This window comes from Pseudacidovorax intermedius, from assembly GCF_001476815.1.
GTDB lineage: Bacteria > Pseudomonadota > Gammaproteobacteria > Burkholderiales > Burkholderiaceae_C > Xenophilus > Xenophilus intermedius_A.
Genome location: NZ_LDSL01000274.1, coordinates 1 through 766 on the forward strand (window position 1 = coordinate 1; position 766 = coordinate 766).

Here is a 766-nt window from a genome sequence, read left to right on the forward strand (position 1 = left end):
CCACCTTTGATTGCGCCCCATGGAACTGACCCCGATCGCCCGCCGCTTCGTCGTCCACTGGGGCGAGATGGGAACCGCCTGGGGCGTCAACCGCACAGTGGCCCAGATCCATGCACTGCTCTTCTTCCATGGCCGTGCCATGCATGCCGAGGAGATCTGCGAGACGCTGACGGTGGCGCGCTCCAACGCCAGCACCAGCCTCAAGGAACTGCTCAACTGGAACCTCATCCGCACCACCCACGTGCTGGGCGACCGCCGGGACTACTTCGAGACGTCGACGGACGTGTGGGAGCTCTTCCGCACCGTCGTGCGCGAGCGCAAAGAGCGCGAGTACGACCCCACGGTGCGCATGCTGCGCGAACTGGTGGCCCAGCCCGACTTCGAGCGCGAACGCCCCGACGCACAGGACCGCGTCCGGGCCACCCTCGACCTGATGCAGTCGCTGGGCGTGTGGGCAGACGAAATGCTGCGCCTGTCGCCGGGCACGCTCGACAAGGTGCTGCGCCTGGGCGCCAGCGTGCAGAAGTTCGTGCGTGGCAGCGAAGCGCGCGAGCCCGAGCGCTGACCTTTTTTTGCCAGTCAATTTCTTTTTATACCGAAATTTCGGAAGTAAAAACCATGAACCCTGACGTCTATCCGCTCACCCTCTACTACGACGCCTCCTGCCCGATGTGCGACGCCGAGATGACCCACCTGCGGCTGCGCGACGAAGCCGGACGGCTGGCCTTCGTCGACGCCAGCGCCCCTGGCTTCGATGCGCCGCCGC

2 protein-coding genes are annotated in these 766 nt (G+C 65.5%); both read left to right on the forward strand.

Going from position 1 to position 766, the window contains the following annotated elements:
* The first annotated feature begins 19 nt into the window (after positions 1-19).
* On the forward strand, positions 20-565 hold the full coding sequence (locus NS331_RS25200; protein WP_058644619.1) for a GbsR/MarR family transcriptional regulator: 546 nt from the start codon (positions 20-22) through the stop codon (positions 563-565).
* 53 nt (positions 566-618) lie between these two features.
* Positions 619-766: DCC1-like thiol-disulfide oxidoreductase family protein (locus NS331_RS27410; protein WP_153013070.1), on the forward strand; the 148-nt coding region annotated here is incomplete at its 3' end.

Excerpts from the sequence above, each read along its gene's own strand:
- NS331_RS25200 (WP_058644619.1), top strand. The coding sequence starts at position 20 with ATGGAACTGACCCCGATCGCCCGCCGCTTCGTCGTCCACTGGGGCGAG.